This window comes from Dyella amyloliquefaciens, from assembly GCF_004296575.1.
GTDB lineage: Bacteria > Pseudomonadota > Gammaproteobacteria > Xanthomonadales > Rhodanobacteraceae > Dyella > Dyella amyloliquefaciens.
Genome location: NZ_SAYT01000001.1, coordinates 591,890 through 604,817, shown reverse-complemented (window position 1 = coordinate 604,817; position 12,928 = coordinate 591,890). Strand labels below are relative to the sequence as shown.

The following is a 12,928-nucleotide window of genomic DNA, read 5'->3' as shown; positions in this document are numbered from 1 at the left end:
GGCTAGCCCACGCCTCGCGATGAGTTTGCCTCGTCCGCGGCCGCGAAGTGCGCCATCTGGTCGGCATGCGCCTTCTTGAAGGACGGCCGCGCGGTGGCACGCGCCACGTAGGCTCGGCAGGCCGGAAAGGTCGCCAGTCCGTCGAAACGGTCGACCAGGCGCAACACGTCCGCCATGACGATGTCGGCCACGGAAAACGCGCCTGCCAGCCACTCTCGTCCGGCCAGGATCGGCTCCATGTGCCCGAGTCGTGCGCGGAGGAAATCATCCAGGCGTTTCCGTCCCGGTGTTTCTTCGCTGATGCCTGAGAACACGAAGATCGACCACGGTACGCTCGCCATCTCGACGGAATTGAGCGCCGCAAACAGCCACTCCGTGGCCTTGCTGCGACCACGCGGATCGCTGGGCATCAACGCCTCGCTGCGAAGGCCAAGGTGCAGCAGGATGGCGCCGCTCTCGAAGATGGAAATGCCACCATCGGTCAGCCACGGAACCTGCCCGAATGGCTGGTGCTCGAAGTGTTCGGCGCCGCGTGCATCAAACGGCACGCTCTCGACGCGATAAGGCAACCCAGCCTCCTCCAGCGCCCAACGCACGCGCAGGTCGCGTACGTAGCCACGTGGCACCTCGGGAACCCAGTTGAAGGTGGTGAGGACAAGCTCGGTCATGCATGCCTCCATTCGCTATCACGACGCGATTCGGTACCGCTCAGGCCACGCTTGGTGCCGCCACGTGTTTCTGCTTCGTGTTGACTGGCCACGGGTCGGCCCATGCCGGAATGCGATGCAGCCTATCGAGCCAGCGCACGATGTTGGGAAATTCGGCGAACGGCATTTCCGACTGGCGCCAGTCGCACGCCATCGCCGCCAGCTGGAAGTCGGCGATGGTGAGCCGGCCGCACGCCACGAAATCGCGGCCTTCGAGATGACCGTCCAGCACCGCGGCCAGCTTCTTCAGCTCGGGTGTCGCGGCCGCCAAGCCCGTGCGATCCGGTGGGCCGATCTGGAAGGTCGCCTTCACCACGAACTCGAAATAGAACGGCCCGACCGCGCGAGCCCAATGGTTGTCGTTCCATGACAACCAGCGAATCACCTCGACCTGCTCGGCCGGGTTGTGCGCCGGCCACATGTCCGAGCCTTGCTTGATGCACAGATAGGCATTGATGGCCGACGACTCCCACAGCACGACGTCGCCATCTACCAGGGTCGGCGCCTTGCCGTTCGGATTGAGTGCCAGGTACTCGGGCGCCCTGAGACCGCCCTGTTTCGCCTCGACCTCGATGCAGTCGGCGTCGATGCCGAGATACTTCAGCAGCGCCAGCACGCGGCGCGGCGCCTGGGCCCTGATCCAGTAGATCTTCATGTCCGTCCTCCGGTGCCTGGTCCGCTATCGGCATCCGAGCTTACGCCGGCGCAAAATATGTTAAAGAACATATTTTGACGGCCTGCTATACCTGTCCCCGGAGGGTCGCAGTCATGCCATACAGTCCCGGACACAAAGTGCAGACGCGCGCACGCGTCGTCGAATCCGCCCGCCGCCTGTTCAATCGCCACGGCTTCGAGCAGGTCACTATCGACCAGGTCATGGCGTCGGCCGGACTCACGCGCGGCGCCTTCTATCACCACTTCGACAGCAAGGACGATCTGTACGCCGCTGCCGTCGCCAGCTTCGAAACCTGCAATCCGTTCGCCACGGCCCACGGCGCCGAGGCCATCGATGATCCCAAGCGCATGGCGCGCATGCTGGTGGATCTCTACCTGAGCGACGAAGTGCTGGAGAACATCGACCTGCACTGCCCTCTGTATGCGCTGCCGTCCGATGTCGCACGCGCGGGGCTGGAGCCGCAGCAGGCCTACACCGACCTCATGCGCGGCATGCGCCACATCTATCGCTGCGCGCTCACGGGCGTTCGCGATGCGGATCGTCGTGCGGAAGCCATCGTGGCGCTGTGCGTAGGTGGCATGGTGCTGGCGCGCACGACCAATGATCCGGTGCTGCGCAAGTCGTTGCGACAGTCGGCAAGGCATCAGGCGCTGGCTTTGTTGAAGCAGGATTAGGGTTGCCCGGTAGCCGCCTGCGACCTAAGTAAGTCCACATGGGATGCAGTGGGCGCTTCGATCGTCTGCCTACCTCTGTAGGAGCGCACCCAGTGCGCGAAAAGCCAACGGAGCGATGACGCCGTAACGCCGCGATCGCGCACTGGGTGCGCTCCTACAAGGGATGACTACGCAAGGAGAAAGTGCCCCTGGTCGCGGCAGCGGTACGAAAGCCCACCTCCCTCAGCGTGAACAGCAGCCACCTCGCAAACCCCTGCCCATGCCAAAATCAGGCAGACTTTACGCAGTCAGCAGCACGCATCAATTCCAAGGGAGAGGCCATGTCCGAAGCAACCGAAGAGCGCAAGCCGTGTCCGGTGTGTGGCGAGTCCATCATGGCCATCGCCAAGAAATGCCGGTTCTGTGGCACGGATCTCGAGGCCTTCCAGGCCGCGCGCGAATCCACCGTCGAGAAGGTGCTGTTCCAGGGGCATCCGGCCACGTTCTACAGTTTCGGCCAGTACGTGATTGCCGTGCTGACACTGGGCATCGGCGCGCTGGTCTACTGGATGCGCAGCGTCTCGGTCACCTACACCATCACCACCCAGCGCATCCGCGTGGAACATGGCCTGCTGTCGAAGACGCAGGACAATCTGGAGCTGTTCCGCGTCGACCATTTCGACCTGGAGAAGCCGCTCGGCATGCGCTTGCTGGGGCAATGCCTGCTCTGCATGCACTCCTCCGATCGCGACATGTCCATGGTTCGTCTCTATGGCATCCCCGACCTGGAAGCCATGGCCGATACCCTGCGCGATTGCTCGCTACGCGAGCGCTCGCGCCGTCGCGTGCTGCCCGTCGAGAACATGTAAAGCGTCGCGCACCGCATCAACAGCAGATGACAAGGAAAAGGGGCGCCGTGCGCCCCTTTCTTTTTGCCTTGAAGCCACGCTTGTGCCGCTTCGCAAGCTCTCAACGCCTCATCAGAACTTGTCCACGTCGATGACAGCCTTGGCGAACGCTTCGGGCGCTTCCTGCGGCAGGTTGTGGCCGATGCCGCCAGTGATCAGGCGATGCTCGTACTTCCCGGTGAACTTTTTGGCATACGCACTCGGGTCGGGATGCGGCGCACCGTTTGCGTCGCCTTCCATCGTGATGGTGGGAATGGTGATGGCGGGCAACGTGGCGAGCCTTTTCTCAAAGGCGTCGTACTTGGCCTCGCCCTCTGCCAGCCCCAGGCGCCAGCGATAATTGTGGATTGCCACCGCTACCTGGTCCGGGTTGTCCAGTGCGGCCGCCGAGCGATTGAAGGTAGCGTCATCGAACGTCCACTTCGGCGACGCGGTTTCCCAGATCAGCCGCGCGAAATCATGCGTGTATTTCGCGTAGCCTGCCTGGCCGCGCTCGGTGGTGAAGTAGTACTGGTACCACCATTGCTGCTCGGCCTTTGGCGGCAGCGGCGCACGATTGAGTTCCTGGCTGCCGATCAGATAGCCGCTCACCGACACCAGCGCCTTGCAGCGTTCCGGCCACAGCGCGGCCATGATGTCGGCGGTGCGCGCACCCCAGTCGAAGCCGGCCACGATGGCCTGCTTGATGTGCAATGCATCCAGTAGCGCGAGACCATCGGCCGCCAGCGCGGCCTGCTGGCCGTTGCGTGGCGTATCGGCAGAGAGGAAGCGCGTATCGCCATAGCCGCGCAGGTAGGGAATGATCACGCGATAGCCGGCGGCCGCCAGGATCGGGGCCACGTCGACGAAGCTGTAGATGTCATACGGCCAGCCGTGCAGCAGCAGCACGGGCTTGCCGTTGGCCGGGCCTTCCTCGGCGTAGGCGATGTCGAGCACATCCGTCTTCACGTGCTTGATCGACGAAAACGACGTGTGCCCCGTCCTTGCTGATGCCTTGCCAGGGCTAGACGCCGCGGGCATGCCCGCCTGTGCCTGGGCCAAGGACATCCAGCCCACTTGCGTGGCCGCCAAACCCAGGGCGGCGGTGCCCAGAAACTTGCGCCTGCGCTGATCGATACGGTCCGACATGTGCCCTCTCCCGGCTGATGGGTGTGCCGCTATAGAAGACCATCCCCATGTGTCCTCACTGTGTAAGCGGCGCCGCCCCTTTGCATCGTTTTGTATCCACTGACCGTCGGATACAAATGGATACAAATCGCCGGCCTTAGACCGTACCAGCCCTCCGGGACTTGCCCGCCGCCCGCATCGGCGGTAACTCTAGGCTCCCCCGTCCGTGGCGCCCTTGCCTCGTCGACACGGCCCAGTTCCCTCGACAACCGGATGCCGCCCATGCAGATCGAGCCGGAAAAGACCGCCGTACGCGTCGCCCTGTGGCGCGCCATGCACGTCCAGATCGATTCCCCACCGCATGTGTTCGACGACGTGGTCGGACTGCAGCTGGTGGCGCCCAACGAGAGCTGGCGCCAGCGGCCGGACATGGACCCGCAAGGCACGCGAGGCTTCCGGGCCGGCGTGGTTGCACGTGCACGCTTCATCGAAGAACTGGTGGAGGAACAGCTCGCGCACGGCGTGACGCAATACGTACTGCTCGGCGCCGGCCTGGATACGTTCGCGCAACGTCGCCCCGACCTCGCTTCGCGCATGCGCATCTTCGAAGTGGATCAGCCGGGAGCCCAGCTGTGGAAGCGCGAGCGGCTGGTCGAGCTGGGCCTTGGCATACCCTCTTGGCTGCACTTCGTCCCGGTGGACTTCGAGGCCGGCCAGTCCTGGTGGGAGAAGCTGGTGGCCGCCGGCTTCGATACGCGCGCGCCCGCCGTGGTGGTCTCCACCGGCGTCTCCATGTACCTCAGCCACGAGGCCAACCTGGCCACGCTGCGCCAGGTCGCCGTACTCGCTCCCGGCTCCAGTTTCGCGATGACGTTCCTGCTGCCGCTGGACCTCATCGATCCGGCCGAACGCCCTTTGCACCAGATGCTGCACGAGCGCGCCCGCGCGTCCGGCACGCCGTTCATCAGCTTCTTCGCTCCCGAAGAAGTGATGACGCTCGCACGCGAGGCGGGCTTCGACACCGCCCGCTACGTATCCAACGACGATCTCAATGCGCGCTACTTCGCCGATCGATCCGATGGACTGGAAGTGCCGCGGGGCGAAGCCTTCCTGATCGCGGCGATCTGACCCACGCCCGGTGCCACACCATCATCGGGCACACGGCCTCCCCGTCTATCTGGCCGACTGCCCTGCATCAAACCGCTGCTGCAGCACGCTTGATAGCTCCGGGCCCGACTTGTCCCACTGATTGGATGCGCGCTCGCACATGCTTCTGGCCTGCTCGCCCAACCAGGTCTCGTGGCCTGAGGTCTTGATGGTGATGAAAGGGCCCGATTCGGCCTTCCCTTGCGAAGACGACCGCGAGAATTCGCCGCAAAGGAAATACTGCCTGGAGCCACCGGGCGTGCCGACATGCCCCAGGCGTACATCGCGAAACTGGACCGCTCCCTGCGCACCATGCAGATGGAAATCGGTGGCCGTCGAATCGACCAGGCATTGCACGGGCGCCGATGGCCCGGCTACGGCAGCGAACAGGAGCCATGCGGCCAGCAGTGCTTTCATGTCGCTCCCTCTCCAGGCGTCTCTTCAACCAATGGGTCACCCGGGAAGGAAAGCAAGCGCCGCCGTTATCCGGGAATCGGCAGGCAATCCATGATTTCAATGGCGGCGCCGGGGAAGATCATGAAATGCGGATGGCCTACGAACATTTTCGCGGCCGCTTCCTGCGATTCGGCACGCACCACGGTGTAACCCGTGAGGTTGTTGCGCACGCTTTCGATACCGGCCTTGGAGGACCGCAGCGTCTTGCCCAGCGGTGCACCGATGTCGACTATGGCGTCCTGGTGATCCTGCACCCACTTGCCCCAGGCCTGGATGCCTTCCTGCTCGCGCTTCTTTCGATCATCCTCGCTCAAGGCATCCCAGCCGGATGCTTTGTGTGACGCTTCGTCGCCGAGATAAACCGCCAGATAGTTCTTCATGGTGCTCTCCTCGCTACACGTGTCCGATGTCGGCAGGCAAGCCAAGAGGCGGCCCTGCCTGCGGTGCGTGACGCTACCGATCGTCGAGCTTACGCCTCGTCAATTTATGTTAAAGAACATATTTTGAGCGTGAGCCCGCGCCGCGAGTCAGGCGGGTTCCCTGGGAACGTGCACATCGATCCAGTCGATGATGAACACGTCCAGCGGCGTACGCGCCGGCACATCGATACCTGCATCGCGCACGAAAGCGGCGGCTGCCTTGATCAGCGACTGACGCGCAATGCTGGTCGCCTGGCGTGCAGCGGCCTGCTTCTGGCGCAACTGCACGATGTGCGCCGATGGCTTTCCCGGCTTGGCGAACTTCTGGTAACGGCGCAGCTCGTCGGCGGCGAGCGTGGTGTCGAATGCTGCCTGCAATGTCGCCTTGCGCGCCTTCAAGAGCACGGCGAGCGCTGCGACCACGTCGCTCTTTGACGCATCACTCGCAGACAATGCGCGCTCGAGCGATGGAGGCAGCACAGCAGCCGCATCCGGCGAACCTTCGCCGCTGGATGACTCCAGCCGCGCGAGCAGGCCGGCATAGGGAAAGTGCATGGTTGCAGTCATGAGAAAACCGGATCCGTCAGGGCCAACATGGCGTGTGCCGATTGCCGGAACGATCCGTCAGCCAGCCAGTACATCAGCCCATCTCGCTGCCGAGCCGAAGGTGAAGGCCCAGCTCCGTCGCCAGCTCGCGCATCGGCTCGACGTCACGCGACAAGGTCATCCAGCCGGCGTAGTAATCGTCGTCGGTGTCGAGCACCCACAAGGTGTAACCGTGCGGGGCAAGGCTGTCGTACGCGGTGGCAAGCAGTTCGCCCGCATCGGCGTCGGCATGGAACTCGTCCTCATCCGCGTCGCCGTCCCAGTCAATCGCGATATTCCAGCGAGCTGTCAGCTCATTGATGGCCTGCACCAGCGCGCGCGTGTCCTCGGCATCCACGTGGAAGGTCGAGCGCCAGTCGGCCACCTGTCCCACCACCTGCGCCACGTCGACCTCATCCTCGGGCGTATCGCCCACGGCATCGCGATACGCCGCGAATTGCTGGAACGCAGCATCGTCGTCGCCAGGGTTGATCATCAGCAGCAGTTGCCAGACCGACGCCTCCAAACCGCTGTCGTCATCGTCGTGGTCGTGATTGTGGCGCTCGGTGTCGAAGTCGTCGTCGGAGTGATTCATGGCGTGCTACCTGGAGTCGAAACGGCATGATCGCCCCTGGTGAGCGCCTTGCAAAGCGTCTCCGCCACTTTGGCCACCGATGCCCGGCGTGAAGCGCTCACGAAGCGAGCGCCCAGGCCATGCCCAGGCGCTCGCTCCGCGGCGGCCGCAGGCCTTCAATCCGTGTCGTCGTCAATCTCCCGGCCATTGACCTTCTGCAGGGGCCGGTGGTTGTCCGGGAACATCCTGGAGAACGACGCAACCTGATCCTTGGACATCTCGATGGGATGTGACAGCACGACCCAGCGCACGCCCTCCGTGCACGGCGGCGTGGTGAGCGAGCCGTTGTAGACATAGGCCTCGTGGTTCTTGGGGAGCACGGAGGCGAGGTCCACCGGAATGGGGGCCGCGGCGGTGACCGACGCGCGACTCGATGCGGGCGGGAGACTGCGAAAGACAGGTGCGAGAGTCGGGTTCTCGTCACCCAGCTTGACCATCACGCCCACGACCAGGATGTGCTTGGCGCCATCCTGATTGACGAAGTGGATCTCCAACGGAAACCGCTTCTGGTCCGTCGTGTGTTCGCTGGGCGAGTGGAAGTGGAACTGGGCCAGGTGATAGGTATCGCCGTCGAACACCACGGTGTCCTTGGCATCGGCGACATTGGCCTGCACCGTGTGGCCGTTGTTCACCAGCGCCACGTCGCCCTTCTCGTAGTCGATATGGAACTCGCCGGCCTTGCCCGGCTTCGCATCGTGCGACTCCAGATCGATAGGCGACTGCGCCATGCCGTTGCCACAGGCGGCGAATTTCGCGTCCAGGGTCGACCAGTGGGCCGGCCCCGATTCGCCCGAGTACGACCAATGCGGTGGCGTGGCCTCGTTATCTGCTGCCAAAGGCAACGCCAAGGCGCCCACCGACGCCAACGTGACCACCACTGCAGCGATACCTGCCACATGCCGTTTCGATGTCTGCATGACCTTCCCCCAACGACGCTCAACTACGCCCCATGGGAACCGGCCGCGTCGGTCATGTCGGGTGAAGCACGGACATGCAGCCGTGACCGCCTTGCCGCCGACCCGGCCTTGTTTCCGCCCTGGGCGGGTGTGCTGGCCGCGGGATTCTCCCCCGGCGACTCTCGTGCTGCCGTGAAGAAGTGCCGGGGGACCTTCCAGTACTCCGCCCTCAGGCCCGGCTCGGGCCTGGCGCCGCGTCTTCAGGGTGATTCGTCCCTTGGAACCTTTACCAGAGACCGAAGCGCTTCACGGCCACATTGGGGCGGCCCAGATCGACGATGTCCGAGACATTCCTCTTGTCGAATCTCTTGAGCAATTCGTCCGAACCCGAACGGAGCTTAAGGTCCATTTCGGCCTGATAAAGCGGTACGACGGCATAGAAGGAAACTGTCTTGACGCCTTCGATCACCAGCGAATGAAACGCTTCGGGCACGTTGACGGAGGGCAACAGGATGGCACCATTGAACTTCATGCCCTGCGCGTAGGGCTCCGCAGGGTCGCCGTTCGGAATCGTGTGACCCCACCCGAGCCATGTTCCGTACTTGTGCGGAAATCTGGCCAGATACTTGAGCAAGCGCATCGGCCAATACCACCGCTCATCCTCGAACGACTCCATGTCCAACCGCCAGTGGGCGGGCAAGGTGATCATGAGTTCGAGGTGAGTCGATATCCGCGGATCATCCGGCGTGGCCATGGGGAGATCGCTCATCCCCGAGGTCACCAGTCGAACATAGGGGAAATCAGCGGTCGGCTTGACCACATGCACGTCGACATGGACGGTATCGGACATGAACTCATGGAACACCGTGTCCACCGGGCCGAGATGGGCTTCGATATGACCGGAGATCTGCTCGATGAATTCCTCGCCTTCGGGTGCGGCCCACGGGCGTTCTTCGCTGTGTTGATAGATCGGGCTGCCACTCAGGGATACGAGGTCGGCAGAATTCTTCTTCTCGATGCTCACGCTCATTCCCTTGAGTTGAAGTCGTTCGGGTTTCGTCTTGGCGCTACTCGACCGGCAGACGCATGACGCAGCGTCTTCGCCACTGGATCTCCAGATCGTACCTTGCCTGCAACGCCAGCCAATAGAGGGCGGTGGTGCCGATTGCAGAACGAGGTGGATCATGTCCTTGTGCTGCCCTCCTCTGCCCATCTACGCAGAACTGCCACACGCACTGCCCAAAATAGCCCTGACCCCAGCGCAGCACCGCCTTCCCCACCCTGCTTTCGCGATGCCACACTTGCGCTTCCACACGAGGGATATGGCTATGTGGCTTCGACGGATGGCAGCGTTGGTGATCTGCAGCGGCAGCGGCCTGGCAGCGGCGTCGGGTATCAACTGTGACAAGGCCACGAATTCGATCGACCTTGCCATCTGCCATAGCCAAGCGCTTCCCGCTCTCGATGTGCAGATGGGCCGAGCGTATGCGAAAGCCGCGCAGCGCGCCGGTGTCGCGCAGGACAAGCTATTGCACGACCAGCGTCACTGGCTGGCGGAACGCAATGAGCTGATCGCCTCGCTGACCGAGTCCGCCCCGACTCCAGCCAAGGAAGACCGGGTGGAAAAGCCCCTGGTCCACCTGTATCAGGAACGCATCACCTATCTCGACCATGTGTTCCGCAGCGAGCCGGGAAGCTCGCCGTTGCTGACCGGCATTGCGGACAAGCTGTCGAAGAGTACGGATCGCGGCGATTCGAGCGATGTGTGGAAGTCATTGGGTGGCGACGGCTCTGTGTTCGTCGCACCGGCGGAAGAAGACACCGATATAAAGAACGTTGGATCGAAGATTCCCGTCGACGCAGGAAAGGCGCTGACGCAGGTGATCCATACGCTCTTCAGCACCGACGATGTTTCACCAGTCAATCTCGCGATGCTTCCGGACATGGGTGCGGGAGGCATGAACCAGGCAGGGGGGACGCTTCACTGCGTCACCTGGTCGCTCTTCACGTGGCGCAACCGCACCATCCAGCCCCTGGAAACGCCGACGATCCTGCAGCAGAACTGCTGGACCACCTGGGGAACCCTCGTCGCGTTCCAGGGCAAGTTGCAGGCGTTGTCGATCCAGCGCGAGATAACCAGCTCCAACATCCAGACGCAGGCATGGGTTGACGGCAAGTGGAGCGCACCGACGCGACTGCTGGTGCGCTACGACTATGAGTTGCAGAGCCCGCAAGGTTACTGCGCGAAGAACAACCCGGACTGCGCCGAACTCACCGCGCTCGCCAACGGCTATGTCACGCGTTATGACCGTAGCCGCATTCCGGAGCTGTTGATCGGTACCTCGCTACCCGACTCGGAGAAGTCGAGGTTCGGCACCATGCAGGCGACCTTCAAAACACAGGACAGCACGTTTCCCACGTTCGGCCAAACCGCCACCAGCGGGTATCCGGATTTCTCGAGCGGCCCGACTTTCCCCTTGCATTGGCATGGCGAACTTCTGCTGGGCAAGATCAGCCGCGATGGTCTCGGCTGGCGCGTCGGCGACGACTGGCTGGTCGGTCTCTGGCGACAGCAAGGGCAAGGCTTCGAGCCTGTCGTGGGTGTGAGGGTGCATGTGCGGCGCACGAATTATCTGCATTCAGCGATCATGCCCTGACCGGGCATCGAGCTGATGCGCCCGCAGCCTTGGTTACATGGCTTCGGTCCGAGATGGCCGGTGTCCGGTTCGCTTCCGGACGATGAAAGTGAACCCGACGCTGGCTTCCGCAAAGCGTGCCATTACCCAAGCGACTTCGCCCAAAGCTCCTCGGACACGATCGACAGATTTTCACCGCCAGCCCTTAGCGCAACGGCCTCTTCGATCTTTCGTCCAAAGGACGAGTGGTTCCAGTCACGCGAGCCGATCTCGCCGACCACGAGGAAACGCACCTTTTTGGACATGGCTGGTTTCACGACGCCGCCTCGGCCCTGGATGGCCTCCACCACGGCGGTGCGCTGCCCAAAGGTGAATATGCCGGTCACGGCAAAGACCTGTCCGGGGAACGTGATGACAGGAGGCGGCACGTCAAAGGGCAGCGCCGTGGACAGGCTGGTGGAGCTGCCTGCGGCGTGGGATTCGCCGCCGACGGTTCGTGAGAGCACGTCGAGCAGGTCCCTTTCCTCATCACTGTCGAGCACGCCGTCGAACATCGCGTCCTGGATGCGCCGGTGCAGGATGTCGAAGGGATAGATACCGAGAAATTCGCGGTGCCGTTCCAGCCAGTTCAACAGGAAGCGTGCCTCCTGCACGTTGACGCTGCCATCGGCAATCACGCCTCTGCATATGCCGATGAGTTCATCCGTGCAGCGATCCTGCCGCGCACGTTCGGTCATCTTCGGAATGGGTGCGCCAAAGCTGAAAAGGCCCATAGGAGTTACCCACGTCAGCACACTGGGGAAAACAGCGGTTGGAGCGCGCTTTTCTTCGTGTATCGGAGCCGCTCAATCGTCCCTGAAATGGACCGCCGCATGGGTGCCATCGCAGAAGGGTTTGTTTTTTGACTGGCCGCATCGGCACAGCGTGACGCGGTTGCGCACTTCGTAGCGGAAGCCGTCGGCAGAAATGACGGGGATGCCACCACGCAGCCACAGCGGGCCACTGCATGCTTCCACCGGATCTTCGACGAGGCCGATGGAAACCGGCAGCGCATCTTCGATGGGCTCCCCCGTTGACCTGTCCCACGCCACCAGGCGCCCGGACGGGCACCGGTTCACCTGACGGAGGAACATGGCCCGTACCTGCGGATCGTCAGTCTCTTCCACCTGGCTCCAGACCTGCCCATGGGGATCGCAGAACCGGGCAAACGCACAAAGGCTTTCTGTGTCCGTCAGGGTATGCACGGGGCCGTTCAAGGCCTGCGCCTCATCGAGGTAAGGCTGCCGACTCGCCGTCTCGGTGCCGTCGAAACCGACCTTCTTGTGCGAGCCATCGCAGAACGGCTTCGACTGTGACATGCCACACCGGCACAGCGCATAGCTTGCCGGGTGATCGATGGGCGGCCCTTCCTGCCAGTCTTCCGAACCGCCCTCGCCATCAGCGACTACGGTCTGGGTCGCCAGCGAGATATCACCCACCACCAGATACGGACCGTCCCTGGAAACGGTCACCTGGACAGTCGTTCTCTCCGATGCCATGCGAGTCACCCCTCAGGCCCTGGGTTGTCCTGGCCCGCAACCATGAACCCGGGCACGGGGTGACGGCGTGAATAACGGACGGAGCCGCCTTCGTGGCGTGATGCCGGGGCTGCGGGCTGGCGCTCCTACTTAGCCGCTTGACGGCAAACCCGCCCCCGCTCTCGCGGGCTCCGAGCGCGGAGGACGGCCGCCGTAGGCCCTACTCGTGGTCAGAGTGATGCGAAGCGCGGCGAGTGGGATCCTGCTGATTGTCGCTGTCGCCGTCGTCATCGCAGGTGCCACCCGGCGCACCCTGGTTGGCGACATGGTGAACGGATGAGCCGGCTTCCATCTCGTGTGGTTGCTCAAGGCGCGTCTTCGCCTTGTCGTCCTGGCTCGCTGTGCCGCGGCCCTTCGCTTTCGCGTCCGAACCGCCGAATGTGTCTTTGCTGGTCATGACCGCTCTCCAGAAGCTGTAGCTGGCCCATTGCCGGGCCACTGCATTGTTCGGCGACAACGCTGAGCGAACCGCTACGATCCTGTGAAGACGCGACAACATTGATTAACCACAGCGGGTCAGGCCCTTTC

Annotated in this window: 16 protein-coding genes; 4 read left to right on the top strand and 12 right to left on the bottom strand. The window is 63.1% G+C overall.

The window, feature by feature from the left end:
• Positions 1-2: 2 nt before the first annotated feature.
• Entirely contained in the window at positions 3-668 is a 666-nt protein-coding gene (locus EPB08_RS02435) for a glutathione S-transferase family protein (protein WP_130617461.1), read from the bottom strand.
• A 40-nt stretch (positions 669-708) separates the two neighbouring features.
• Entirely contained in the window at positions 709-1,362 is a 654-nt protein-coding gene (locus EPB08_RS02430; RefSeq protein WP_130617460.1) for a glutathione S-transferase family protein, read from the bottom strand.
• Positions 1,363-1,475: 113 nt separating this feature from the next.
• Here EPB08_RS02430 and EPB08_RS02425 point away from each other — a divergent pair, with 113 nt between their 5' ends.
• Together EPB08_RS02425 and EPB08_RS02420 are read left to right on the top strand one after the other, a co-directional pair.
• Positions 1,476-2,057 (top strand): TetR/AcrR family transcriptional regulator, encoded by a 582-nt coding sequence (locus tag EPB08_RS02425; RefSeq protein ID WP_130617459.1) that lies wholly within the window; start codon positions 1,476-1,478, stop codon positions 2,055-2,057.
• 320 nt (positions 2,058-2,377) lie between these two features.
• Positions 2,378-2,905: a PH domain-containing protein gene (locus EPB08_RS02420; protein WP_130617458.1), complete on the top strand. Its 528-nt coding sequence runs from the start codon at positions 2,378-2,380 to the stop codon at positions 2,903-2,905.
• Positions 2,906-3,016: 111 nt separating this feature from the next.
• On the opposite strand, the gene EPB08_RS02415 is transcribed toward EPB08_RS02420, so the two are convergent.
• The gene (locus tag EPB08_RS02415; protein ID WP_130617457.1) at positions 3,017-4,072 is read right to left on the bottom strand and encodes an alpha/beta fold hydrolase; all 1,056 of its coding nucleotides are present in this window, start codon (positions 4,070-4,072) and stop codon (positions 3,017-3,019) included.
• Between the two features lie 261 nt (positions 4,073-4,333).
• On the opposite strand from EPB08_RS02415, the gene EPB08_RS02410 reads away from it, so the two are divergent.
• The gene (locus tag EPB08_RS02410) at positions 4,334-5,179 is read left to right on the top strand and encodes a class I SAM-dependent methyltransferase (protein ID WP_205746256.1); all 846 of its coding nucleotides are present in this window, start codon (positions 4,334-4,336) and stop codon (positions 5,177-5,179) included.
• Positions 5,180-5,224: 45 nt separating this feature from the next.
• Here the strand turns inward: EPB08_RS02410 and EPB08_RS02405 are convergent, their stop codons facing one another.
• The 6 genes from EPB08_RS02405 to EPB08_RS02380 all read right to left on the bottom strand — a co-directional run bounded on the left by EPB08_RS02405 (position 5,225) and on the right by EPB08_RS02380 (position 9,217).
• Positions 5,225-5,614, bottom strand: a complete 390-nt coding sequence (locus EPB08_RS02405; RefSeq protein ID WP_130617455.1) for a hypothetical protein — start codon at positions 5,612-5,614, stop codon at positions 5,225-5,227.
• Positions 5,615-5,679: 65 nt separating this feature from the next.
• Positions 5,680-6,033, bottom strand: coding sequence for a YciI family protein (locus EPB08_RS02400; protein ID WP_130617454.1), 354 nt, complete (start codon positions 6,031-6,033; stop codon positions 5,680-5,682).
• A 147-nt stretch (positions 6,034-6,180) separates the two neighbouring features.
• Positions 6,181-6,639 carry a hypothetical protein gene (locus tag EPB08_RS02395; RefSeq protein WP_130617453.1) on the bottom strand — a complete coding sequence of 153 codons (459 nt, stop codon included), beginning with the start codon at positions 6,637-6,639 and terminating at the stop codon, positions 6,181-6,183.
• Positions 6,640-6,712: 73 nt separating this feature from the next.
• Positions 6,713-7,252, bottom strand: a complete 540-nt coding sequence (locus EPB08_RS02390; protein ID WP_130617452.1) for a DUF6630 family protein — start codon at positions 7,250-7,252, stop codon at positions 6,713-6,715.
• Between the two features lie 155 nt (positions 7,253-7,407).
• Positions 7,408-8,208 (bottom strand): carbonic anhydrase, encoded by an 801-nt coding sequence (locus tag EPB08_RS02385; protein ID WP_130617451.1) that lies wholly within the window; start codon positions 8,206-8,208, stop codon positions 7,408-7,410.
• A gap of 265 nt (positions 8,209-8,473) precedes the next feature.
• The gene (locus EPB08_RS02380) at positions 8,474-9,217 is read right to left on the bottom strand and encodes a suppressor of fused domain protein (protein ID WP_130617876.1); all 744 of its coding nucleotides are present in this window, start codon (positions 9,215-9,217) and stop codon (positions 8,474-8,476) included.
• A gap of 271 nt (positions 9,218-9,488) precedes the next feature.
• Here EPB08_RS02380 and EPB08_RS02375 point away from each other — a divergent pair, with 271 nt between their 5' ends.
• A complete protein-coding gene (locus tag EPB08_RS02375) occupies positions 9,489-10,844 on the top strand; it encodes a lysozyme inhibitor LprI family protein (RefSeq protein ID WP_165418369.1) in 1,356 nt (451 codons plus the stop codon).
• Between the two features lie 122 nt (positions 10,845-10,966).
• Here the strand turns inward: EPB08_RS02375 and EPB08_RS02370 are convergent, their stop codons facing one another.
• The 3 genes from EPB08_RS02370 to EPB08_RS02360 form a co-directional block, all read right to left on the bottom strand.
• The gene (locus EPB08_RS02370; protein WP_130617449.1) at positions 10,967-11,596 is read right to left on the bottom strand and encodes a BRCT domain-containing protein; all 630 of its coding nucleotides are present in this window, start codon (positions 11,594-11,596) and stop codon (positions 10,967-10,969) included.
• 72 nt (positions 11,597-11,668) lie between these two features.
• Positions 11,669-12,361: a CDGSH iron-sulfur domain-containing protein gene (locus EPB08_RS02365; RefSeq protein ID WP_130617875.1), complete on the bottom strand. Its 693-nt coding sequence runs from the start codon at positions 12,359-12,361 to the stop codon at positions 11,669-11,671.
• Positions 12,362-12,560: 199 nt separating this feature from the next.
• Entirely contained in the window at positions 12,561-12,797 is a 237-nt protein-coding gene (locus tag EPB08_RS02360; RefSeq protein WP_130617448.1) for a hypothetical protein, read from the bottom strand.
• Between the last annotated feature and the right edge of the window lie 131 nt (positions 12,798-12,928).